The sequence below is a fragment of the Moraxella sp. VT-16-12 genome (genome assembly GCF_002224245.2).
Lineage (GTDB): Bacteria > Pseudomonadota > Gammaproteobacteria > Pseudomonadales > Moraxellaceae > Moraxella.
The window spans coordinates 284,337-308,187 of the sequence record NZ_NKHK02000001.1; the positions used below are offsets into that span (position 1 = coordinate 284,337).

A 23,851-nucleotide genomic window follows, 5' to 3' on the forward strand; every position below is an offset into this window, starting at 1 on the left:
TTTGGTTTAGGAGCGGTTTGTAATGTATGACAATCCATTTTCATGTGGTGCAGAAGCAGGCTTTGTAGAAGGCTTGCATTGCGTGGTCAAATCCTTAAATAGCCCCCTGTGGGACGTGTTGGTGTGGCTATTGGTGGGGATTGGACTGTTTTTTACAATAGGGTCAGGATTTGCCCAAGTGCGACTGTTTGGGCGAAGTATCAAGACGATGTTGGGTAGCCGTCAGGGGCATGATGGGCAAGGTATTACCGCATTTCAGGCGTTTGCCACAGGATTGGCAAGTCGTGTGGGTGTGGGAAATATTGCAGGCGTGGCGATAGCGATTAGCTTGGGCGGTGCAGGAGCGGTGTTTTGGATGTGGCTGATTGCCCTGATTGGTATGTGTTCGGCATTGGCTGAGTCTAGTTTGGCACAGTTATTTAAAATCAAAGACCCTGTAACTGGTAAATTTCGGGGTGGTCCTGCTTACTACATAGAGCAAGGCTTGGGGCAAAAATGGCTTGGTGTGGTATTTGCTGTGGCACTCATTGTCTGCTTTGGTTTTGTTTACCAGTCCATTCAGTCTAACACCATCACCCAAGCACTGCAATCAGCCGTTGGCTGTACAGGAGCAAGCGATGCTTGTCAAGGTGATTGGCAGATTTACAAGCACGTGGTTGGGGCAATGTTGGTCATTATGACCGCTCCCATCATCTTTGGGGGGATTGCTCGTGTGTCAAAAATTGCTGAGATTATTGTGCCAGTGATGGCGTTCATTTATCTGTTGGTGGCGGCGTTTATCATCATCACCAATGTTGCCAATGTGCCTGCGGTCATTGGGCTGATTTTTCAAAAGGCATTCACCTTTGAAGCAGCAGGCGGTGGCTTGTTTGGTTCGCTCATCTCGCAGGCGATGATGTTGGGTATTAAACGGGGTTTGTACTCCAACGAAGCAGGTCAAGGTTCTGCCCCCAATGCGGCAGCCGCTGCCAGTGTTAAGCACCCTGTGGAGCAAGGTGTGATACAAATGCTTGGGGTGTTTGTAGATACCATCATTGTTTGTTCGTGTACGGCATTTGTGATATTGTTGGCAATGCCAGATAGTGCTACGGATTTGACAGGCGTGCAAATCACTCAAAAAGCTCTTGAAATGCACGTGGGCGGTTGGGGTCAGCACTTTTTGGCGGTGATGTTGTTTATGTTTGCATTTTCTACCATCATTGGTAATTATGCTTATGCTGAGTCCAATATGCAGTTTTTGAAAAACCACCCAGCGGTTATTGTTGTGTTTCGTCTTTTGGTGCTTGGCTTTGTGTATTTTGGGGCGGTTACCAAGGTGGAAGTTGTTTGGGATATGGGCGATTTGACCATGGGAACGATGGCAATTATTAACCTGATGGCGATTGTGCTGTTGTCAAAATATGTGTTTGCTTTGGTGCAGGACTACACCAAACAGCTCAAAGCAGGCAGTCAAGAGCCAGTGTTTAGGCTAGATGAGCATGATGTCATGAAAGATAAGGTCAAATCAGGGATTTGGTAGAAAAAAAGGGGCGAATGCTCCTTTTTTATGGCTAAGAAGCAAGCCACAATCGCAGTTTCAGCGACCACAAAGGGGCAAATCCTGTAAAACTTTGTACCACTTGACCATCACGGATAACCACAAAAGATGGTACAACTTGACCGCCCCAAGTTTGAAACAATGAGCCATCTTCATCATTGATGACATCAAACTGATGGCCATGTTGTTTCATGTATTGTGCGACTTCATTATGATTGCCCGATGAGACTGCCACGCTGATGACAGGGTAGTTTTGGGCGTGTAGTGTTTGAATGTTTGGGGAAATGGTGCGACACACGCCACACCATGACCCCCAAAAATACACCAGTACAGGGCGGTGATGGCTTTGGGTGATGATGTCTGTGCTGTCATTGAGTTGTAGCTGGGGTGGGGCGATGGGCGAGCGGTAAGCATTGATGGCAAAATAAATGACCAAAAATATCAGCACATAGACAAGTGTGCTTTTTAACTGGTTAAAAATTCGTGAAAAAGTCATGTTTTGTGGCTTGTGGCAATCTGTATCAAATAGGCCTTTAAAGTTTGTAAATCTTGTTGTATCTGTATGTCAGCATTATCATCACGCACCGCATAGCTTTTCACATAGGTATCATCTTGCCAAAATAGACTGACACTATTTGCTTTGATGGTTAAACCCAAAAAATATTTGGATAATTCATGCTCTATCTTTACCGATGATAAAGGGTGGGGCGTATCGCTGTGCCATGTGCCATCTTTGGCGATAAGTTCAGCAAAAGGCAGTCGCCATGTATCATCTATGACCGTATAACTTGCTGTCATTTTTTTGGGTGTGTTGATAAAGGCAGGTGTGGGGATAAGTTTGGGGTGTAGCTGTATGGTGCGAGCAAACAGGCGACATTTGCCCAATCTGACATCAGACATTTTGGGTTTTAAACCCATAATGCTGCCAATAAAAAATCCCATCACCACAACCACCACCCAAAAACCCAAGCTCATACCATCTCCTAGATGAGTAATTGGCGTTTATTGCGGCTGTCAGGCGCACTGACCACGCCACGCTCTTCCATCAAATCCACCAAACGAGCGGCTTTATTATAACCAATGGATAATTTGCGTTGTAGGCTGGATATGGAGACTTTTTTACTTTCTACAAAAAATGCCAACGCTTGATTGTAATATGCTTCATCATCTGAATGTGCTGATGTATCCCCTGAGCCTTCACCTTCAAAGGTGTAATTGCTTGACAAATCAATATAATCAGGTTTACCACGTTCTCGCCAAGCGTCAGTAATGCGATTGACTTCATCGTCTTTGACATAAGCCCCATGCACACGCTCGGTAAAGTTTTTGCCCGGTGCCAAAAACATCATATCCCCATGACCAAGCATATTTTCTGCCCCAGCTTCATCAATGATGATACGGCTATCAACAGCAGAGTTTACTCGCAAAGCAGCTCGTGAAGGAATGTTTGATTTAATCAAACCAGTAACCACACTGGCGACAGGGCGTTGGGTTGCCAAAATCAAATGAATGCCTGCGGCTCGTGATTTTTGGGCAAGACGCACAATCGGCTCTTCGGCAGTTTTGCCAAGCTGCATAATCATATCGGCAAACTCATCAGCCACCACCACAATTTGTGGCAAAGGTTTGAGTTTGGGGGCAGATGAGGTGCTAACACTGTCATTGGGATTCCACAAGGGGTCAAACAATGGTTCACCCGACTGTTTAGCAAAGCTGACTTTTTTATTAAACTCAGATAATTTACGCACTCGTAAAAGACTCATCAGCTGATAACGGCGTTCCATTTCATCAACACACCAATTTAGGACGGCGGTGGCTTCTGTCATATCAGTAATGACAGGTGTCAGCAGATGGGGTATGTCAGCATAGTTGGCAAGTTCTAGCTGTTTGGGGTCAATCAAAACCAGTTTTAGCTCATCAGGGGTGTATTTTAAGAGCATAGACAGCAAAAAGGAATTGACCAACACCGATTTACCTGAGCCTGTTGTGCCTGCCACAAGCATGTGTGGTGCTTTGGCAAGGTCGGCAATCACAGCTCTGCCACTGATGTCTTGACCGATGGCAATGCTGATGCCAGCGTTGGGGTCTTGGTAGTCATCTGTCTGCAAAAGCTCAATCAGCCCAACAATCTCACGATGGCGGTTGGGTACTTCAATGCCAATATAAGGCTTGCCTGCAATCACAGGCAGCACACGTAAGGACGTCATAGACATGGAGCGGGCAAGGTCTTGGGCGACTTTGGTAACTCTACTTGCCTTGATGCCTGCCGCCAACTCCACTTCAAAGCGAGTTACCACAGGTCCAACAATCGCACTCATCACCTTGGCATTAATATTAAATTCTTGAAGTTTAATCTCTAAAAGCTCTGATAGACGTTCTAGCTCTTCTGGGGTATAAGTGGTTTTTTTGGGTGGGGCAGGGTCTAACAGGCTCAGCTCCGGCACAGGAGATAGGCTCATGCGATACTCTAATGTGCTCATGGCATGAGATTTTTTGTTTTTGGCGGTGTCAGGCTCAAAAGATTGTGCAGGAGTATCGCTTATCTTATTATTTGCTGTGTCATCATCTGCAAAAAATCCGTCTTGTGTGTGGGTTTGCTGAGATGTGTTATCGTTGTATTGTGTGTTTGTGTCATCATGCAAATGGGGGGTTGCCACTTTGGCAGATGGGTTGGCATGAGTTAAAACTGATTTGTCATCATCTTGGCTGATGGTGTTGGGTTTTGTGCTGTGCTCTTGGACAGTTGCCTTTGGCGTTTGGTCTTTGTTTGAGTGGTCATCAAAGTTATTGGCGTGCTGGATTTTGACGTTGGTATGTACAGTAGTTACCCCCATGCCATGACTGTCAATATAGCTTTTATCGCTGTGTTTTGTCGGCTGAACAGGGATGTTATTTGTGCTGGCGTGAATGGTGTCATCGTCTGCCGTTTGTTGTTGGTTGGTGTCGTCTTGGTCGTTTTGGATTTTGTCTTGGAGTGATGATAAATGGTGAGACAGTACTTTATCCCTTAGCCCTGAATGCTGTAAAAAATCGCCCAAACTTTCAGTGGGGACGGTATCAGGTGTTGGCGTTTCGGATTTTTTTGGAATAATGGTATTAAACAGCCCCTTATCTTTGCTGTCTTTGGGAGCGTCGTCTGTTTTGGTGTTTGTTTGAGTGTCATTAGGGGTTTGTGGAGTTTTGTTTTTGTTAAAAAAGAACTTTTTATAAGGCACATTTAAGGTCAAACTTGCCACAATTGCAATAAGCACGCACAAAAACAATAAAGCCAGTGCTGAACCAAACAGTGCCACCAAGCCCCCATGAAGCTCATGCCCTACCACGCCACCAAACCAAAGAGCGGTGGCATTGTCCGTGGTTGCTCCCCAACTGGCTAATAAGCCACTAATAAATATCAACAAAAAAATATGAGCAATCGCACTTAGTTGCCACGCCATCGTCTCATGTTTCCACCACAGACGTATCATCTCAAAGCACAAAGCAATGATGAGCCACCATGCCCCCAACCCGAAAAATACTCGTAAAATATCTGCCACCCACGCCCCAAGTTGCCCCATGATGTTGGTGGTGGTGTCGCTTTGTCCAACGTGCGACCATGCAGGGTCATTGACATTATAAGACAGCAATGATAAAAATAAAAACGTTAATAGTAATGCACCTAACCCTGTAAAAAATAGCTGTTTGACGGTGGGCATTTTGCCAATAAATTTGGTGATGGTGGCATGTTTGAGCAGGTTTTTCATCAAAAAAGACTCATCTGACCGATAAAAGTAAGGATAAGGGCGACGATTAGTTAAAGGTTTATATTATATAGTATTATTGTGTCTTTTGTAAATTTTAGCTTGTATTTTATAAAAATAGTCCTAAATATAAGTCGGATTTATTTTTAATTATTTTATGATTGGAATTTTGCCATGACACACCACAAACTCATCATTTTAGGCTCAGGGCCGGCAGGGTATTCGGCGGCAGTTTATGCTGCTCGTGCCAACTTAAAACCGATTATCATCACAGGCTTGCAAGTGGGCGGACAGCTGACCACCACCACCGAGATTGACAACTGGACAGGCGGACACGAAGGGCTGACAGGCAATGAGCTGATGGAAAACATGAAAGTTCATGCCGAGCGGTTTGGCACTCAGCTCATTTATGACCACATTCATACTGCCGATTTGCAAAACCGACCCTTTAAGCTGACAGGCGATGGCGGTGAGTACACTTGTGATGCTTTGATTATTGCCACAGGGGCAACCGCTCAATACCTTGGTTTGGAAAGTGAAAGCAAGTTTATGGGGCGTGGTGTTTCAGCGTGTGCTACTTGTGATGGATTTTTTTATAAAAATCAAAAGGTTGTTGTCATAGGCGGTGGCAATACAGCGGTAGAAGAAGCCTTGTATTTATCCAACATCGCCAGTCATGTTACCTTGGTTCATCGCCGAGATAATTTGCGTGCAGAAAAAATCATGCAAGACCAGCTCTTTGATAAGGTCAAAGCAGGTACGGTCAGCATAGAGTGGAACAGCACCGTCAAACAAGTGCTTGGTGATGAGATGGGTGTTACGGGCGTGGTGATTGAAAACGCAGACGGCACAAGCAAACAGCTTGATGTGATGGGTGTGTTTGTGGCGATTGGGCATAAGCCAAATACGGCAATTTTTGATGGTCAGCTTGCCATGAAAGATGGCTATATTGTGGTAAAAAGCGGTCTAGAAGGCAATGCCACTGCCACCAGTATTGATGGTGTGTTTGCTTGTGGTGATGTGGCTGACCACGTTTATCGCCAAGCCATCACCTCAGCAGGCACGGGCTGTATGGCGGCCCTTGATGCTGAAAAATATTTGGATAACTTAGTCTAAGGCTTATTACCCCACCTTTGCCCAAACTTAATCAGCCTGATAAATGTTATCAAAATGCTGACGAATGTCTTGGGCAATGCGTGGCAGTTCACCAAAATGATGGTTGGTGTCAATGATGAGTGTTTGCCCCATCAGGCGCTGAGCGGTGTGATTGGACAGAACAACAATCGCACATTGCACATGTTTGCGACTGACGATGATACGCTGCTGCTGACCTGATTTGGCATTGAGCGTAAATTCGGGCAACAAATTTGCCAGATGATCCAAAAGCTGTTGCAGTGCTGGTGATATTGGCGATATAGATGGGGTTGGGGTGGTTTTGCTGACAGATTTGCCAGTTTTGATGGGTTTTAATAAAGCCAACAAAAACAGCACCACCACCAACAGCACCAAACCAATCAGCCAAAACAATGCACTCATCATCACTCCTTTAAATCATTTTACCAGTTGCCATCACCATGTCCTTGCTTGGTGTCTGGATTGTTGTACATTTGGTCATCGTCATATCGGTAGTCATCGTATGGATAATCGTCATATCGTGATGTGCTGTCATAAAACTCTGCTTTATCTTCTGTATCCCAAATCTCATTGGTATCACGCTTTTTGTCATATTCTATGGCATAATCTCTGCCAAAATAAAAGGCAAAGCCAAACACAGGTACGCCCAATATCATCCACAGCCAGTCGCCTAACATCCAGCCCTTATACACTGCATAAACAAACATCGCACCGCCAACAAACAGATATATCACTGTCGCGATGGTGCTATTTAGATATTTTGTACTGATACGATAGATAAGCCAGCCTATCATAATGTTCATTGCTCCCCCGCCTATCAAATATTCTATGATTGTTATTCTTGATTTTCGGCGTAGTAGATTTTTTTCTTTTTCAGTTTTATCCATTTTTGCCAGCATTTGTGGGTCAATCTCTAATCGGCTTTCAATCTTATCAAAAGCTACTTCAATGCCTTTGGCATAATTGCCTTTTTTAAAGGCGGGTCGCACATGTTCTCGCAAAATGCGTTTTAGGGCAGCATCTGGTAAATTACCTTCTAGCCCATATCCTACAAGTATGTAGTTTGTGCGGTCCTTGGTAGCAATCAGCATCACCAAGCCATTGTCTTTGTCTTTATCGCCTAATCGCCAACGTTTGGCAACTGCCATGCCGTAATTAAACGTGGACATATCGCCTGTGGTGGGCACAATCACCACCGCTGCTTGCATGACACCTGATTGATGTATTTTGAGTAGGCGTTGTTCAAGGTGTTCACGCTCACTTGGGCTTAGCACACCTGCTTCATCAATGACAGGGCGGTTTAGGGTGAGTTCATCGGGAGGGATAAAATCGGCATGGGCGTTTAATGCACCAAAAAATAAGGCACACAACATGAGTAATGCCAAAAATGCATATCTGACAAAAAGACGATGGTTGGTCAGTACTTGCATAAGCCACCTTGGTTTGGTGAAAATGTTGCGGTTTATTTTAAGACAATCACCGTGTTATCCAGTTCGTTGCCTTGGGGGTCAGCACTTGGATAATGGGTTTTTAAAATTTGGCTGGCAGCATCAATGAGTGTGATTAATCCTGTTTGCATTTCTTGTTTTTTAAAATAAACAAGCGTCTCTTGACATAAATTTTGCCAAGTGTCTGGGGAGACTTTTTGGTTGATACCACGGTCAGCGATGATTTGTAAGTTGCGTTCACGCAAATTAAGATAAATCAAAATGCCGGTATTATGTTCAGTATCCCAAACTTTATAATGGCTAAATACCCTGATGGCACGTTCACGACAGCCGATATGATAGGCTTGATTGAGTGGCAGGTGGTTTTCAATCACCAGCACAATCTCACCGTTATGTCCTTTTTCGGCTTGGGCGATTTTGGCGGTTAGTTCGGCTTTGACATCTTTGTTGAGCCAGCGGTTAAATAAGATTGGCATACAAAAGGTATGTCGTAGTAAACGAGTTAGGCTTTTTGAGCTAGAATTGGATACTTTTTGCATAGAGTTTTCCTAAATGTTTGAAAATTACCAAGAGTCGCCAGCACCACCACCACCAAAATCGCCACCACCACCACTATAACTGCTATCACCGCCACCGCTATCACCATAACCACCGCCACCGCCAACTCGGCTACGTTCAATTTCTTCAAGCTCTTCTTTGTTTAGGATAAGCAGGGGTTTTGAATTCAGCTTGCTACATGCTAGCCATACCAAAGGCACGCCAATCATGACGCCATACCAACCCATTTTTAGCCAGCCACGATAACCAATACCAGCAAAAAGCACCAGCACCAACAAAACGGACAACCCATAACTGTTTTTTTGACCCAACCATTTTGCCAAATAAACATTGACAGATTGACTGATGACCAAAATGGCAACAATCGCAACAAGTGTCCACACCAATACAAAACTAAATAGCTGACCAAAATCATACTCAGCCTTGTCAGCGATTTGCTTATAGCCCAACATGTTATCTTCTAACAGCTCAACCACGCTGTCTAATGCCCAGTCTATGCCATCAAAATAATGATGACTACGAGAATAGTAGGACATATCTTGGGTAATTCGGTGTTTGGTTTCTTTGGGTAAAAGATGTTCTAAGTTGTGTGTAAAAATGGCGTTTTGGGTATGCTTATGATGGGTATTATCAAAAAATATGGCGACAAGTAGCTCTTGGTGCGTGGTATCTTTGGCTTGCCACTGTTTGACAAATTGTTGAGCGTCGGTCAGTGCTTGCTCGTCTTTTTTGCTAATCAGTAGGATTGTGGTGTGGATGTGGTGCTTGTGATACAGCTCTACTAAACGTTTGTCAAGATATTTGACTTCACCAATATTGAGCCAATTTGACTCGTCTATGATGGTATGATTTGAATGTAAATCATCAAGGTCAAGCGTGGTATCAGGCTTGACAATCTCATCGGTCAAGACAGACTGTTTTTTGGCAACATCATAGCTGGCATAACCATCATCTGCTCTACTGCTGACACAAAAAATTGCCAAACACAGCACCAAAAAGGTGCTAACAACATATCTAGTCAAGTGCCAATCATGATGAGTATGTGTGTTCATAAGTAGCCTTGTTTAATGGATTGTTCCATGAAAAACAAATACTTTGCTTCAAGATGGTGATGACTACCAAGAGTCGCCTGCACCGCCCCCACCAAAACCGCCACCACCGCCACTAAATCCACCTGATGAACCGCCAAATCCACCCCCAGATGAGCCACCAAAACCGCCACCGCCACCACCGCCGATGAATACGCCACGCCCACCGCCCAACAGATTGATGCCCCCCATCAACAGCAGTATCCACAAAACAAAGGCAATGACCAAGGAGGGTACAAAACTTACCCCCATGATGACAGAGAGTATCACAAAACCTGTCGCCCCAAGACTTGAACCGATAAAACGCCCAAACATTGTCGTCAAAAATGACCCAATAACAAACGCAATGATAAAGGGCATTCCTAAAATTCCTGCTTGTTCTTCGTCCATATTTTGAGCTTCGTCAGCACGAGCAAGCGTGTCAGGGTCAGCCCTTAGGCGTTCATCAATACGAGCGATGCCTGCGGATAATCCTTGGGCGTATTGACCGCTTTGAAAAGATGGTTTGATGTCTTCACGAGTAATACGTTTTAAAAAGGCATCAGGCAACACACCTTCTACGCCATAGCCTGTTACGGTGTAGATTTGGCGGTCATTGATGGCAACAAGCATCAAAATACCTTCGTCTGTGTCTTTTTTGCCCAAGCCCCAACGCTCGGCGGTCGCTAAGGCGTAATCAAAAATTGGTACGCCGTTGGTGGTTGGTACGATGACGATTGCCATTTGAGCAAGATTGTCATCATAAATCTTGCGTAGTTGGGCTTCTAGGTGAGTCTTTTCGCTAGCTGTCAAAACATAAGCTTCATCAATGATGGGACTATTTAGGATAAGTTTATCCGAAGCGATGGCAGGGCGGTTTGATGTGGTGGCTTGTGCTGTTGTGTTGTCTGTTTGGGCTTGGGCGGTAGCAGTTGCTTGGGCTTTGCTTAGCTCAGACAGCACAATCAAATCTTCGGCGGTGGCGGTCGCACTGGCATAAACTGCCACACCCCCAATGCTCATCCATAAGACCAACAAACTTTTTAGGGCAAAAGAGACAAACAAAGAGCGGACAGTATTCATAAGTTACCTTTATTGAGCAGTTGCCGAGCCTGAATTGGCGGTTGCTGAACCTGAATTATTGCCAAAATTAACTGTTGGGGCGGTACTGACGGCTTTTTCGTTTTCTACGGTAAAGTTGGCTTTTGGACTCATGCCAAACACTTTGGCGGTCAGGTTGGTGGGAAACTGACGCACGGTGGTGTTGTAGCCTTGCACGCTTTGGATGTAGTTGTTGCGAGCAACCGTAATGCGGTTTTCAGTGCCTTCTAGTTGAGCTTGCAAGTCTTGGAACATGGCATCTGCTTTAAGCTGTGGGTAGTTTTCTGAAACCATCATCAGTCGTGATAGGGCGGACGTCATGCCTGCTTGGGCTTCTTGGTACTGTTTCATGGCAACAGGGTCATTGAGCGTCTCTGGGGTAAGCTGAATGCTACCAACACGAGAGCGAGCCTGGGCAACCTCGGTCAGTACTTCTTTTTCGTGCTGGGCGTAGCGTTCTACCACCGCCACTAAGTTTGGCACAAGGTCGGCACGGCGTTGGTATTGATTGAGCACTTCTGACCATTTGGCGTTGGTGTCTTCATCTAGGGCTTGTAGGTTGTTGTAGCCACAGCCTGTTAATGATAAAGAGCTGGCAAGAAGCAGGGCTAAACTGAGTTTTTTTGGGGTATTCATGATGGCTCTCTTAAAATTGTTGATGAGTTTATGATGACGATTTTTGGGTAAAATTACAAGCTCATTTACATAAGCATAACAAAATACGGCAAGTAATTTGAAAAAACATAAAAAACCGCCCACAAATGCCAGATTGTTTGATGAAGCCAAAATAAACAAAGCCACCACGCAATCATGATGTTATGTAGAAAAATTGTAATTTTTAACAAAAAAAAGCTAGAAATTGTTGCTAAATTATGGCAAATTGGTACACCTAATGGCGTATTTGTTGTTTATATGATTTTAAGCCAAGCCATTGTTTATGTATCCAATTTTAATCCAATCAAGGAATTATGATGGAAAGTTTTATTAATGAGTTAAATGGTATTATTTGGAGTCCTGCCCTGATTTATTTGTGCTTGGGTGCAGGGCTGTTTTATTCAATTTTGACCCGCTTTGTACAAGTGCGACTTTTGGGTGAGATGATTAGATTGATGTTTAGTGGCACAAAAAGTGCCGAAGGCATCTCATCATTTCAGGCATTTGTGGTGGCACTAGCCAACCGCGTGGGTGTGGGTAACATTGCAGGTGTGGCGGCAGCGATTGGTTTTGGTGGACCGTCAGCGGTGTTTTGGATGTGGGTGGTGGCATTTTTGGGGGCTTCTACGGCTTATGCTGAATCCACTATGGCACAAATTTATAAAGAAAAAGACCCCATCACAGGTCAGTATCGTGGTGGTCCTGCTTACTATTTTGAAAAAGGTTTGGGTCAAAAATGGTATGCGGTCATTTTTGCCATTGCAGCGGTCATCTCGTGCGGGATTTTCTTGCCGGGCGTACAGGCTAACGGCGTGGTCAGTGCCGCCACTCGCATCACAGGTGAAGGCAGTATGATGAACTTTTTGGGTGCCGAAGTTGGTAGCTTTCGTGTCGTCATCATGGCGGTGATTGTCATTGCGTTGGCAGCGATTATTTTTGGTGGTATTAAGCGTATTGCTCGTGTGGCGGAGTTTATTGTGCCATTTATGGCGGTAGGCTACATCATTCTTGCTTTGCTTATCATGCTGATGAATTTGGATAAAGTACCTGCGGTGTTCGGTCTTATCATGAGCGATATTTTTAATCCGATGGCAGGGCTTGGAGCTGCGATTGGCTGGGGTGTAAAACGTGGCGTGTATTCTAATGAAGCAGGTCAAGGCACAGGTCCACACCATGCAGGAGCAGCAGAAGTACAGCACCCAGCTCAGCAAGGTCTGGTGCAAGCGTTCTCTGTTTATGTGGATACTTTGCTTGTGTGTTCAGCGACCGCCTTTATGATTTTAACCATGGGCACTTATGCGGTTCAAAATGAAAAAACCAAAGAATTTATTGGTGGTCAAGAAGCGTTAATGGCGGACATTGGCACACCTGCCTTTACCCAAATGGCATTAGAAGCGACCTTTGGTGGTTTTGGTAACTACTTTATCGCCATTGCCATTTTCTTCTTTGCCTTTACGACCATTTTGGCGTACTATTATATTGCCGAAGTGAACATTGCTTATCTGACTCGCAAAATGAGTACCAGCACCCAAAAACTGTGTGCATGGATTCCCAAAGTTACCATCATTTTATTGGTTGCCTATGGCAGTTTAAATAGTGCTGGTTATATTTGGAATTTGGGCGATGTGGGCGTGGGTATGACCGCTTGGCTAAACATCATTGGTATTTTGGTGATGTTCTTTGCTGCCAGACCTACCATGAGAGCCTTAAAGGACTACGAAGAACAGCGTAAAGCAGGCGTAAAAAATTACACCTTTGACCCTGTGAAACTTGGTATCAAAAACGCAACCTTCTGGGAAGAAAAATTGCGTGATAAGCAGTAATTCCCATAAAAAACACCGCTTTAATGGCGGTGTTTTTTTGCAATCAAATCAAGATGATGTTAATTTTTTGCAAGCTATCTTTTAGCCAAACTGCCAAATCATGAGTTTTAATAAAAACACATTTCTTTGTCAATCTGCCTTTAATGCCAACAAATTGACAAGTTGTGAAGTCATCATCAACATAAGGGGCATCATCTGACAAATAAATGGCATTGCCATTTAAATCTTGTCAGTCATACCTAAAAAGCCATCTTGCAAATACAGGGGCAGTTCCCCATATTTTAATTCTGCTTCAATGGTGTACAGCTTAGTAAGATTAATATCTGGACTATTTGTCATTGACCCACGCCCCATGTCGCCACATCAAGGCAAATTTGGTCATCTTGCCATCTTTTTCTGAGCCAATATACTGCTCGCCTAGCTTTCTAGACCAACGCACGATGGTTGGATTGCCCTCATTATCCGTCTCTGGGGCAGTCAAAAGATAGTGAAATTTGGGGTCAAGCTCATCTTGAACGCCTTTTAATTCGCTCACCTTTGGTGGACGAGTTTCACGCACTTTGGGGAATTTAGATGCTGCTAAAAACAAACCTGCCGCCCCTTCACGCAAAATATAATGGTCGTCAAACTTGGCAGAGCGAAGATGTGGCATGGCAATCGGCGTCATGCGTGGCGGTGCTGCTTCGCCGTTTTTGAGTACTTTACGGGTATTATCACAGTTGTTGCAAGCAAAATACGCCCCAAAGCGTCCTGTTTTAAGTGCCATTTTGCCATCGCATTTGTCGCAATCAATGGTGGGTACGTCCGTGTCTTGTTTGGTTTCAAACACGCCTTTTTCTAAGACATAACCATCACAATCAGGATTATTGCCACACACGTGCAGTTTTAAGCCGCCATCCACGATATAGCCGTCCATGGCGGTGTTGCATTTAGGACAGCGTTTTTTGGTGAGCAAAGCGGTGATTTCGTCTGTTTCATCATCTAGCGTTTGACTGGCAAAGGCTTCTACGGGCATTAAATTTTTGGTGCCTTTGCAACGTTCTTTGGGGGGCAGGTTGTAGCCTGTACAACCCAAAAACACGCCCGTGCCCCCTGTGCGAATCTGCATGGGGCGACCACATAAATCACACGCCACATCAGGCACATCGGTTGGGTCATTGGGTTTCATGCCGTCTTTGGTTTTGGCGGTTTCTAATTTGCCTTTAAAATCACCATAAAAATTATCCAGCACCGCTTTCCAGCTGCTTTGCCCTTGTGCCACATCATCTAGTTTGTCTTCTAAATGAGCCGTAAACGTATAATCCATCAAATCCGGAAAACTGCCTATCAAACGGTCAGTAACGATATCACCCATTTTTTCGGCAAATAAGCGTTTGTTTTCGGTCTTGACATAACCACGCTCTTGAATGGTGGAGATGATGGACGCATAGGTGGATGGTCGCCCAATGCCCCGCTTTTCTAGCTCTTTGACAAGGCTGGCTTCGGTGTATCTGGCAGGGGGCTTGGTAAAATGCTGACTTGGCTCGATACTGTCCACCGCCAAAGTATCGCCCACTTTGACATCAGGCAGCATCACATCGTCTGTTTTGGCAGGGGGCAGCACTTTGGTGTAGCCATCAAACACCATCACTCGCCCTTTGGCTTTTAATTCCACATCGGCACATTGCACGCTCAACGTTGCTGATTGGTATTTGGCAGGGGTCATCTGACACGCCACAAACTGTCGCCAAATCAGCTCATAAAGCCTTTGAGCATCTCGCTCCATGTCTTTTAATTGTGTTGATAAAATATGTACATCAGAAGGACGAATGGCTTCGTGAGCTTCTTGGGCATTTTGTTTGTTGCCATAGACGTTGGGCTTGGTGGGTAAATACGCTTGCCCATACTGACCATCAATAAACCCACGCACCGCCCCAATGGCATCAGCACTTAAAAAGGTACTGTCAGTACGCATATAGGTGATATAACCTGCTTCGTATAGTCGCTGAGCAAGGAGCATGGTTTTTTTGACATTAAAGCCTAAGCGAGTGCTGGCAGCTTGCTGTAAAGTGGAGGTGATAAATGGGGCGGATGGTTTGGATTGGGTGGGTTTTTCGTCTCGTTCGCTGACGATAAAGGGGTGGTTTTTTAACACTGCCACCACTTGCAAGGTTTGGCTTTCGTTTTTTAAAGATAGCTCTTTGCCGTTTTGTTTAACTGCTTCTAAGCGTATGATTTCATTATATTTTTCATGGTGGGTGTCGCTATGAATTTGCCAATACTCTTTTGGCACAAAAGCACGAATTTCTCGTTCTCTTTCCACCACCAAACGTGTTGCCACGCTTTGCACACGCCCTGCTGACAAACCACGAGCCACTTTTGCCCATAAAAGGGGCGACACCATAAAGCCCACCACACGGTCCAAAAAACGCCGTGCTTGCTGAGCGTTTACCCTATCCATGTTGAGTGTGTCGGGGTGATTAAAGGCTTCGGTAATGGCGTTTTTGGTGATTTCGTTAAACACCACACGGCGGTATTTGCTGTCATCACCACCAATGACTTCTTTTAAATGCCACGCAATGGCCTCTCCTTCACGGTCAAGGTCGGTTGCCAAATAAATGGTGTCGGCGTCTTTGGCTAGGGCTTTTAACTCTTTGATGACTTTGGTTTTGCTTGGTAAAATCTCATACTGTGCCACCCAATCATGCTCAGGGTCAACCCCCATACGTCGCACTAGGGCATTTTGGGCTTTTTGTTCACGGCTAAGTCCTGTTTCATCAGCTTTTGTGGCACGTCCTGAGCCTGATACAGGCAAATCTCTGACATGACCCACACTAGAACGGACAATGTAGCCACTCCCCAAATATTTGTTGATGGTTTTGGCTTTGGCAGGCGACTCCACAATGACCAAAGATTTGCCTTTGGCCAGATGAGGGGTGTTATCAGTTGTTGTCTTGGTGGTGGTTTTGTCGCCAGTGCTAGGTTTTTTGGGGAGTGCCATGAGTTACCTGTACTTTGTTTTGTTATTTATCTTTTTTATAGTTATATGGCGTAACACGCATTTTGTCAATGGTTTTTTACAAAATTGGTAAGCTGATAACAGCAAAGATGACGACATAAACACATTGCCTTAGAGCAAATATTAGTGAAAACACCATAAAAGTGCTATAATAGTCCATTTTTATTTTAATCAAGACCACCATGAGCCAAACCTGTTGCCACACCACCGATAAGCCCACCACGCACCAGCCACACAACCCTGCTAATTTTCGCTTAACGCCACCAACCAACTTCCCTTGTAAAGACTGCCAAATCACCGCCAAAGCGCGTTTGACTGCCCTGCTAAAAGAGCGAATTTTAATCCTAGATGGGGCAATGGGAACAGAAATCCAAAATTATAAACTTCAAGAAGCCGATTATCGGGGTGAGCGGTTTGCCAGTATCACCCAAGAAGTCAAGGGCAATAATGACTTGCTTGTCTTAACTCAGCCACAGATTATCCAAAATATCCACAAAAGTTATTTGCTTGCTGGGGCGGACATCATTGAAACCAACAGTTTTAATGGCACGCAAATCTCTATGGCGGATTATGGCATGCAAGATTTGGTGTATGAAATCAACAAAACCGCCGCCCAACTTGCTCGCAGTGTTGCCGATGAAATCAGCCAACAAGAGCCAGAAAAACCCAGATTTGTTGCAGGGGTGCTAGGCCCGACATCTCGCACTTGCTCTATCTCGCCTGATGTCAATGACCCTGCTTTTCGTAATGTTACCTTTGATGAGTTGGTGGATAATTACACCGAAAGCACCTTGGCACTCATTGAAGGGGGCGTGGACATTATTTTGATTGAAACAGTGTTTGATACCCTAAACGCCAAAGCCGCCATTTTTGCCGTAACAGGGGTGTTTGAAGACATCGGCTTTGAACTTCCCATCATGATTAGTGGCACAATTACTGACGCATCAGGGCGGACGTTGTCAGGACAAACTGCCGAAGCCTTTTATAATTCCATTCGCCATGCCAAACCGCTGTCTGTGGGCTTTAACTGTGCCTTGGGGGCAGACGCTCTAAAACCGCACATTCAAACGCTCTCAGACATCGCTGATGTGTTTGTGTCGGCTCACCCTAATGCAGGTCTGCCCAATGAGTTTGGTGAATATGATGAAACCGCCGAGCAAACATCTGGTATGCTTGAAGGCTTTGCCAAATCAGGCATTTTAAATATCGTGGGGGGCTGTTGTGGTACCACGCCAGAGCATATCGCCGCCATCAAGCAAGTGGTTGAAAATTATCCACCACGCAAAATCCCTGATATTCCCCCAGCCTGCCGACTGTCAGGGCTAGAAGCCTTTAATATTACTCGTGATAGTTTGTTTGTCAATGTTGGTGAACGCACCAACGTTACCGGTTCTAAAAAATTTTTGCGACTGATTAAAGAAGAAAAATACGCCGAAGCCTTAGACGTGGCTCGCAATCAAGTAGAAGGTGGGGCTCAAATTGTTGATATTAACATGGACGAAGGCATGCTTGACAGCAAGCAAGCGATGATTCACTTTGTTAATTTAATCGCCAGTGAGCCAGATATTAGCCGTGTGCCACTGATGATTGATTCGTCAAAATGGGACATTTTGGAAGAAGGGCTAAAACGCACCCAAGGCAAAGCGGTGGTCAATTCCATTTCTTTAAAAGAAGGCTATGACGAGTTTGTAGAGAAGGCTCGCCTGTGTCAGCGTTATGGGGCGGCGATTATCGTCATGGCGTTTGATGAAGTCGGACAAGCCGACACTGAAAGCCGTAAGATTGAAATTTGTAAACGCTCTTATGACATTTTGGTAAACGATGTGGGTTTTCCATCAGAAGACATCATCTTTGACCCCAATATTTTTGCGGTGGCGACAGGTATTGAAGAGCATAACAATTATGGTGTGGATTTTATCAATGCCACCAAATGGATAACCGATAATCTGCCCAATGCCATGGTCTCAGGTGGCGTGTCTAACGTGTCGTTTAGTTTTCGTGGCAACCCCATTCGTGAAGCCATTCATGCGGTGTTTTTGTATCACGCCATCAAAGCGGGCATGACGATGGGCATTGTCAATCCTGCTATGCTTGAACTGTATGACGACATTCCCAAAAATGCCCGTGATGCCATTGAAGATGTGATTTTAAATCGCAATCAAGGCGACACAGGACAAGAAGCCACCGAACATTTGATGGAAGTTGCCGAAAGCTATCAAGCAGGTGGCAAGAAAAAAGATGGCTCGCAGGATTTGGCATGGCGAGAGTTGCCCGTAGAAAAACGCATTGAATATGCCTTGGTCAAAGGCATTACCACCTTTATTGACACTGACACCGAAGAAGCTCGGCTCAAATATCCCCGTCCGCTTGACGTGATTGAAGGACCACTCATGGACGGCATGAATGTGGTGGGTGATTTGTTTGGTGAAGGTAAGCTATTTTTACCACAAGTGGTCAAATCCGCTCGGGTCATGAAACAAGCGGTGGCATGGCTACAACCTTATATTGAAGCTGAAAAAACCGAAGGCGAGTCCAAAGGCAAGGTTTTGATGGCAACCGTCAAAGGTGATGTGCATGACATTGGCAAAAACATTGTTGGCGTGGTGCTTGGCTGTAATGGCTATGAAGTGATTGATTTGGGCGTGATGGTGCCATGCGAAAAAATCCTAGACACCGCCATAGCCGAAAACGTGGACGTGATTGGGCTGTCAGGTCTTATTACCCCAAGCCTTGATGAGATGGTTTATGTCGCCAAACAAATGCAAGAGCGTGGCATGAATCTGCCCTTAATGATTGGTGGGGCGACCACATCAAAAGCTCATACGGCGGTAAAAATTGAACCACAATACCAAAATGATGCGGTGATTTATGTAACAGACGCCAGCCGTTCGGTGGGTGTGGTAACGACTTTATTATCCAAAGAAAAACGCCAAGCCTTTATTGACGAAACCCGAGCTGAATACGCCGCCGTGCGTGAACGCCTAGCCAATCGCAAACCCAAAGCCCCCAAACTCACCTACGCCCAGTCAATAGAGCAGGGTTTTAAATTTGATTGGGAAAACTACACGCCACCTACACCAAACAGACTTGGTCAGATTGTCTTTGATGATTATCCCTTAGAAAATTTATTGCCTTATATTGACTGGACACCGTTTTTTATTTCTTGGGGATTGGTGGGCAAATATCCCAAAATTTTTGATGATGACGTGGTCGGTCAAGAAGCCAAAGACTTATTTGCCAATGCCAAAGCGATGATAGATAAGTTTATCAAAGAAAAAAGCGTAACCGCCAAAGCCGTTATCCGCCTTGCCCCTGCCAAACGTATCGCTTCTGATACAGTGGTGGTGTATGATGAAGAAGGCAATGAAGCCTTTCACTTTGAACACCTGCGTCAGCAGTCTGACAAAAATAGCGGTAAGCCAAATTATAGTTTGGCGGACTTTATCTCACCAAATGGCAATGATTATTTGGGCGGATTTACCGTCTCCATCTTTGGGGCAGAAGAGCTTGCCAACGACTATAAGGCAAAAGGCGATGATTATAGTGCGATTATGGTGCAAGCGGTGTGTGATAGATTTGCCGAAAGTTTTGCCGAAAAGCTCCACGAGATGATTCGTAAAGAAATTTGGGGCTATCAAGTAGATGAAAATTTAACCAACGAAGAGCTTATTAAAGAAAAATATGTGGGCATTCGTCCTGCCCCCGGCTACCCTGCCTGTCCAGAACACACCGAAAAAGGCAAATTGTTTGATTGGCTAGACACCACAAAGGCAATCGGTACTTATCTGACCGAAAGCTATGCGATGTGGCCGCCGTCTAGCGTGTCGGGCTTTTATTATAGCCACCCTGACAGCACCTATTTTAATATTGGTAAAATCAGTCCTGACCAACTAGAAGACTATGCCAAACGTAAGGGTTGGGATATAAAGACAGCAGAGAAGTGGCTGGCTCCGAATTTGTGAACTTGGGAATGATTTTTGCACATTATGATATGATTTTTATATGATAATTGATAAGCTAAGGAGCTATTATGTTTAAAAGTGTGTTTAAAAAATCCTTGTATATTACCTTTGTCATGTCAGCACCGATAGCCTATGCTATGCCAGATTTAACAGGCTGGCAACATGTATCCACTAGTAACACAGTCCATATTTATATGTCGCCCAAATATATGAGCAAAGTCGGACATAAAAAAGTGGAAGCGTGGGAGACGTTTGTTTTTTATCAAAATGATGTTGATATGCAGATGTACATAGGTGAGTATTCTAAGTCTTTGGTAGTATATGACTGTGCAACACGCTCTTTTGGGACAAAACAAAGGGTGTCTTACACCCAAACAGGGCAGGTAAAACTTTCTGGCTCAATCCTCGATTATCAAGTCAAGATGCAGAGAGTTATCCCACAGAGCGTGGGGGAGACTCAGCTAAACTATGCCTGCTCACAGTTTGGCTGGTAAAACCCCTTGCAAAGTGCTTAAATTTCATGTATGGTATAGATGTCTGATGTGATTTGTCAGACACCTTTTTATTAGCTCATGACCAAGGAGAGTATCATGCGTTATGCCAATCCCAATACCGAAGGTGCAAAAGTTAATTTTAAAGCCCAATACGACAACTTTATCGGTGGCAAATGGGTTGCCCCTGTTAAAGGTGAGTATTTTGATGACATTTCACCTGTTGATGGTAAAGCCTTTGCTAAAGTCGCAGATTCAACAGCAGAAGACATTGAGCTTGCCTTAGATGCTGCTCATGCTGCTGCTCCAACATGGAATAAGTCATCACCAACTGAGCGTTCCAATCTATTATTAAAAATCGCTGACCGTTTGGAGCAAAATTTAGAGCTTTTGGCGGTGGCTGAGACGTGGGAAAACGGTAAGCCTGTGCGTGAAACCTTGGCGGCGGACATTCCTTTGGCGATTGACCATTTTCGCTATTTTGCAGGCTGTATCCGTGTCCAAGAAGGCGGTATTTCTCCGATTGATGATGACACTGTCGCTTATCATTTTAATGAGCCACTTGGTGTGGTGGGACAGATTATCCCTTGGAACTTCCCCATTTTGATGGCGGCTTGGAAAATCGCCCCAGCCCTTGCCGCTGGTAACTGTATCGTGCTAAAACCTGCCGAGCAGACACCTGTGAGTATTTTGGTATTGGTTGAGTTGATTGAAGATTTGTTGCCAGCAGGCGTGCTAAATATCGTCAATGGCGATGGTCTAAAAGTGGGTAAGCCGCTTGCTACCAACCCACGCATTGCCAAGATTGCCTTTACTGGCTCAACCGAAGTCGGTCAGTACATCATGCAGTACGCCACCGAAAACATCATTCCTGTAACTTTGGAGCTTGGTGGTAAATCGCCCAACATTTTCTTTGCTGATGTGATGGACAAAGACGATGAGTTTTTGGATAAGGCATTGGAAGGCTTTGCTATGTTTGCCCTCAACCAAGGCGAAGTGTGCACTTGCCCATCTCGTGCTTTGGTGCATGAGAGCATTGCTGATAAGTTCTTGGTAAAAGCCATTGAGCGTGTCAAAAACATCAAAACAGGACATCCATTAGACACCGAGACGATGATTGGGGCTCAGGCGTCCACCGAACAGCAAGAAAAAATCTTGCGTTATATTGACATCGGCAAGGGCGAAGGAGCAACGCTATTGACAGGTGGTGGCGAACGCAAAGAAAATACCGATGGCGGATTTTATATTGAGCCAACCGTCTTTAAAGGCACTAACGACATGCAGGTGTTCCGTGATGAAATCTTTGGACCTGTACTGACCGTTACCACCTTTAAAGACTTTGACGAAGCCATGAAGATTGCTAATGACACCATGTATGGCTTGGGTGCTGGCGTGTGGTCTCGTGATGTCAATACCGCTTATCGTGCAGGACGTGCCATACAGGCAGGTCGTGTGTGGACAAACTGCTATCACATTTATCCTGCACACGCAGCCTTTGGCGGTTACAAAAAGTCAGGCATTGGACGAGAAAATCACAAGATGATGCTTAGCTATTATCAGCAAACCAAAAACTTGCTGGTCAGCTATTCGCCAAAAGCGATGGGCTTTTTCTAATCACAGCAAGCCAAACATCAACAAAGTCTCCATTTGGGGACTTTGTTTTTGTGAAAAAGTGATGGATTTAATGGCATTGGTCATCATTTGGATAGATTTGTGATACAATTAACCTAAATAATAGTAAATTTAGTAACAGCAAATTTATGTAAATTATCAAGGGGTTTGTGATGAAAAAACTTGCTTATGTCATGACAAGTGGTTTGCTTGTATCAGTCATGCTATTTGGTTGTCAAAAAGAAGATACAGAAGCCAAAAAGCAGCTCGCTCAAATGCAACAAGAGTTAGAAGAACAAAAACGTATCACCGCCGAAATGCAGGCAAAAGCACTCAAAGAGCAAAGCGAAAAGGAACAAGCACAAGCCGAGCATGAGCAAGAAGAACTCCAAAAAGAAATAGAGCAAAAAGGGCAAAACAAAGAGACCAACAATCAAGCCCAAAAAGCCCCAGCTCCCACCCAAAGAGATGCCAGCACCCAAGAAGAAAAAGCCCAAACTGCTCCGCCCAAGCCCCAACCCAAAAAAATCACCGAAAAAATCGTGCGTTATCCTGCCACAGTTGTAACCAGTTCAGGTTATGGTCAGTTGTCATTGCGTGGCGAGCCATCAACCAAGGGTATTGAAGTGGGGGTGCTTGATGATGGCGATGAAGTGCTAGTTACCGCCAAGACCAGTAAATGTGAAGTGATTGGCAGGGTAGAAGGCTGTTGGGTCAAGGTGGACATCAATGGCATCAAGGGCTATATGTTTGATGGTTATCTCAATCGTGAAGTATTATCGCAAGCAGAAAAAGAAAATCTCTATGGCGGTCAAGAAGGGCAAGACGAATACACTTATTAAGTGATGACTTTGCCGTCATTCATGAGTTTTTGATTTTACTGTGTGGTGTGGAAAGTTTTATCAAAGGAGAGATGGGTTTGAAGTGGTTATGATAGCTCTGCCCATTTTTCTTTATCTTTAAACATGCATTCATCAAAGACCACGCAAGAGCCACATTTTGGCGAGCGTGCCATACAAGTATAACGTCCATGTAAAATCAAATAATGATGAGCGTCCACCAAAAATTGGTTAGGAATGCGTTTCATCAAGGCATTTTCTACCGCCAGCACTGTTTTACCTGTGGCAAGTCCTGTGCGATTACCCACCCGAAAAATATGCGTATCCACCGCCATCACAGGCTCACCAAAGGCAGTGTTTAAAACCACATTGGCGGTTTTGCGACCAACGCCCGCCAAGGCTTCTAGCTCGCCTCTGGTGCGTGGTACTTGCCCGCCATGTTTGTCTAGCAAATCTTGGCAAGTTTTGATGACATTGGCAGCTTTTGAGTTGTACAGACCGATGGAGCTGATGTGGCTTTTTAGACCTTCCAGACCCAAATCCAAAATCGCTTGTGGGGTGTTGGCGACTTTAAATAGCTTGTCGGTGGCGATATTGACGCTTTTGTCGGTGGCTTGGGCAGAGAGCATGACGGCGATGAGCAGCTCAAAATCGGAGCTATAATTTAGCTCGGTAACTGGCTCTTTGATGTGCTGGCTTAATTTTTCAAAAAACGCCAAACGTTTGGTGGTATTCATGGAGCGCGATGGTGGCGTGTCGGCAGTTTTGGCGATGGCAAGTTTGGTTTTTGTTTTAGTCATGGTGGTTTATCAGGAAAGTGGCAAGAAAATGGCTAGACAAAAAATCAGGGCTATTATACCATAAGTTAATTTTGGGATTTTGTTCACC

17 protein-coding genes and 1 pseudogene are annotated in these 23,851 nt (G+C 44.8%); 7 read left to right on the forward strand and 11 right to left on the reverse strand.

The features are described from left to right. The first annotated feature begins 22 nt into the window (after window positions 1–22). On the forward strand, window positions 23–1,519 hold the full coding sequence (locus tag CEW93_RS01365) for a sodium:alanine symporter family protein (RefSeq protein ID WP_089539400.1): 1,497 nt from the start codon (window positions 23–25) through the stop codon (window positions 1,517–1,519). Between the two features lie 31 nt (window positions 1,520–1,550). On the opposite strand, the gene CEW93_RS01370 is transcribed toward CEW93_RS01365, so the two are convergent. The 3 genes and pseudogenes from CEW93_RS01370 to CEW93_RS01380 all read right to left on the reverse strand — a co-directional run. Further along, window positions 1,551–2,033 (reverse strand): protein disulfide oxidoreductase, encoded by a 483-nt coding sequence (locus tag CEW93_RS01370; RefSeq protein WP_089539401.1) that lies wholly within the window; start codon window positions 2,031–2,033, stop codon window positions 1,551–1,553. Continuing rightward, on the reverse strand, window positions 2,030–2,512 hold the full coding sequence (locus tag CEW93_RS01375; RefSeq protein ID WP_089539402.1) for a hypothetical protein: 483 nt from the start codon (window positions 2,510–2,512) through the stop codon (window positions 2,030–2,032). The genes CEW93_RS01370 and CEW93_RS01375 overlap by 4 nt, the downstream gene beginning before the upstream one ends. An 8-nt stretch (window positions 2,513–2,520) precedes the next feature. Further along, window positions 2,521–5,184, reverse strand: a pseudogene (locus CEW93_RS01380) (DNA translocase FtsK 4TM domain-containing protein); the annotation flags it as partial. A 267-nt stretch (window positions 5,185–5,451) separates the two neighbouring features. On the opposite strand from CEW93_RS01380, the gene trxB reads away from it, so the two are divergent. Beyond that, complete coding sequence (gene trxB / locus CEW93_RS01385) at window positions 5,452–6,393, forward strand: thioredoxin-disulfide reductase (RefSeq protein ID WP_146416624.1); 942 nt, start codon at window positions 5,452–5,454, stop codon at window positions 6,391–6,393. 27 nt (window positions 6,394–6,420) lie between these two features. On the opposite strand, the gene CEW93_RS01390 is transcribed toward trxB, so the two are convergent. From CEW93_RS01390 to CEW93_RS01415, 6 genes are all read right to left on the reverse strand, one after another. After that, a complete protein-coding gene (locus CEW93_RS01390; RefSeq protein ID WP_089540936.1) occupies window positions 6,421–6,813 on the reverse strand; it encodes a hypothetical protein in 393 nt (130 codons plus the stop codon). Between the two features lie 20 nt (window positions 6,814–6,833). Further along, window positions 6,834–7,841 (reverse strand): YgcG family protein, encoded by a 1,008-nt coding sequence (locus CEW93_RS01395; protein ID WP_089540934.1) that lies wholly within the window; start codon window positions 7,839–7,841, stop codon window positions 6,834–6,836. Window positions 7,842–7,873: 32 nt separating this feature from the next. After that, complete coding sequence (locus CEW93_RS01400; protein ID WP_089540932.1) at window positions 7,874–8,398, reverse strand: TPM domain-containing protein; 525 nt, start codon at window positions 8,396–8,398, stop codon at window positions 7,874–7,876. Window positions 8,399–8,422: 24 nt separating this feature from the next. Continuing rightward, on the reverse strand, window positions 8,423–9,469 hold the full coding sequence (locus CEW93_RS01405; protein WP_089540930.1) for a TPM domain-containing protein: 1,047 nt from the start codon (window positions 9,467–9,469) through the stop codon (window positions 8,423–8,425). A 63-nt stretch (window positions 9,470–9,532) separates the two neighbouring features. After that, window positions 9,533–10,567 (reverse strand): YgcG family protein, encoded by a 1,035-nt coding sequence (locus CEW93_RS01410; protein ID WP_186727862.1) that lies wholly within the window; start codon window positions 10,565–10,567, stop codon window positions 9,533–9,535. A 9-nt stretch (window positions 10,568–10,576) separates the two neighbouring features. Then, the gene (locus CEW93_RS01415; protein WP_089539745.1) at window positions 10,577–11,221 is read right to left on the reverse strand and encodes a LemA family protein; all 645 of its coding nucleotides are present in this window, start codon (window positions 11,219–11,221) and stop codon (window positions 10,577–10,579) included. 335 nt (window positions 11,222–11,556) lie between these two features. Here CEW93_RS01415 and CEW93_RS01420 point away from each other — a divergent pair, with 335 nt between their 5' ends. Further along, window positions 11,557–13,062, forward strand: a complete 1,506-nt coding sequence (locus CEW93_RS01420; protein ID WP_089539653.1) for a sodium:alanine symporter family protein — start codon at window positions 11,557–11,559, stop codon at window positions 13,060–13,062. 328 nt (window positions 13,063–13,390) lie between these two features. Here the strand turns inward: CEW93_RS01420 and topA are convergent, their stop codons facing one another. After that, a complete protein-coding gene (gene topA / locus CEW93_RS01425) occupies window positions 13,391–16,042 on the reverse strand; it encodes a type I DNA topoisomerase (protein ID WP_089539654.1) in 2,652 nt (883 codons plus the stop codon). A 200-nt stretch (window positions 16,043–16,242) separates the two neighbouring features. Between topA and metH the strand changes: the two genes are divergently transcribed. The 4 genes from metH to CEW93_RS01445 all read left to right on the forward strand — a co-directional run bounded on the left by metH (window position 16,243) and on the right by CEW93_RS01445 (window position 22,966). Further along, window positions 16,243–20,022: a methionine synthase gene (gene metH, locus CEW93_RS01430; protein ID WP_089539655.1), complete on the forward strand. Its 3,780-nt coding sequence runs from the start codon at window positions 16,243–16,245 to the stop codon at window positions 20,020–20,022. A 68-nt stretch (window positions 20,023–20,090) separates the two neighbouring features. Next, the gene (locus tag CEW93_RS01435) at window positions 20,091–20,516 is read left to right on the forward strand and encodes a surface-adhesin E family protein (RefSeq protein WP_089539656.1); all 426 of its coding nucleotides are present in this window, start codon (window positions 20,091–20,093) and stop codon (window positions 20,514–20,516) included. Window positions 20,517–20,612: 96 nt separating this feature from the next. After that, window positions 20,613–22,127, forward strand: a complete 1,515-nt coding sequence (locus tag CEW93_RS01440; protein ID WP_089539657.1) for an aldehyde dehydrogenase family protein — start codon at window positions 20,613–20,615, stop codon at window positions 22,125–22,127. Between the two features lie 170 nt (window positions 22,128–22,297). Beyond that, window positions 22,298–22,966, forward strand: a complete 669-nt coding sequence (locus CEW93_RS01445; RefSeq protein WP_089539658.1) for an SH3 domain-containing protein — start codon at window positions 22,298–22,300, stop codon at window positions 22,964–22,966. Window positions 22,967–23,052: 86 nt separating this feature from the next. On the opposite strand, the gene nth is transcribed toward CEW93_RS01445, so the two are convergent. After that, window positions 23,053–23,700, reverse strand: coding sequence for an endonuclease III (nth, locus tag CEW93_RS01450; RefSeq protein WP_089539747.1), 648 nt, complete (start codon window positions 23,698–23,700; stop codon window positions 23,053–23,055). Window positions 23,701–23,851 lie beyond the last annotated feature (151 nt).